Annotated in this window: 1 protein-coding gene and 1 pseudogene; both read left to right on the forward strand. The window is 66.8% G+C overall.

Going from position 1 to position 1,039, the window contains the following annotated elements; genetic code table 11:
* Window positions 1-308 (forward strand): iron chelate uptake ABC transporter family permease subunit (locus BQ9846_RS15400; protein WP_144049480.1); only part of this gene is annotated, 308 nt, incomplete at its 5' end.
* An 87-nt stretch (window positions 309-395) separates the two neighbouring features.
* A pseudogene (locus BQ9846_RS15405) lies at window positions 396-929 on the forward strand (magnesium chelatase domain-containing protein); the annotation flags it as partial.
* Window positions 930-1,039 lie beyond the last annotated feature (110 nt).

Here is a 1,039-nt window from a genome sequence, read left to right on the forward strand (position 1 = left end):
CCATCGGCTTGCCGCTGCGGCGCGCCCGGCTTTCGCTTCTCGCGCTGGTGGCCGTGCTGACCGCCAGCGCCACCCTGGTGGTCGGCCCGCTCTCCTTTGTGGGGCTACTCGCGCCGCATCTCGCCAAGATGCTCGGCTTTCAGCACGCCCGCGCACATCTATTGGGGGCGGGGTTAATCGGAGCGCTGATCATGACCAGCGCGGACTGGGTGGGGCGCCAGTGGCTTTTCCCCCAAGAGATCCCCGCAGGCTTGGTCGCCTCGCTAATCGGCGGTGCTTACTTTATGTGGCGCTTGGCGCGCCTTTAAGCCGCGCCGCTTGCTATCTACCCAGCCTGGGCTAAATAGGCTAAGTTGACGGCATGGATCAGCAAATCGAGCGAGGGAGCGCGCGTCATGACATTAGCCATTGTGGCCACCCGGGCGGGGCTTGGGCTGGAAGCCCCGCCGGTGCATGTGGAAGTTCATTTAGCCAACGGGCTGCCGGGGCTGACCCTCGTCGGCTTGCCCGAGGCTGCCGTCAAGGAGAGCCGCGAGCGGGTACGCAGCGCGCTGGTCAACGCCGGCTTCGATTTCCCCAACACACGGCGCATCACCCTGAACTTGGCCCCCGCCGACCTGCCCAAAGAGGGCGGGCGCTTCGATCTGCCCATTGCCCTGGGCATTCTGGCCGCTTCGGGCCAAGTGCCGGTCGAGGCTTTGGAGGGCATTGAGTGCGCCGGCGAGTTGGCACTCGACGGCAAGCTGCGCGCCGTTTCAGGTGTTTTGCCCTTCGCGCTGGCCACCAAAGCCGCAAGGCGCGCGCTGATCGTGCCTCGCGCCTGCGCCGATGAAGCGGCACTGGCGGGGGGGAAGCCCACCCTGCTGCCCGCCGATTCGCCGTGGGAAGTGGTCTCGCACCCGCTCGACCAGGAGCGCATTGCCCCGCACCTTTCCCCTTTTCAAATCTAGACGGGTTTAAAAGACAGGCCTTAACGCGGTTTACGTCCCCCCCCCCCGGGCGGGTCCCCCCCTGCCGCTGGCTCCCCGCGGCGCGCTTA

The sequence above is a fragment of the Vreelandella massiliensis genome (genome assembly GCF_900155385.1).
In the GTDB taxonomy this organism is placed as follows: domain Bacteria; phylum Pseudomonadota; class Gammaproteobacteria; order Pseudomonadales; family Halomonadaceae; genus Vreelandella; species Vreelandella massiliensis.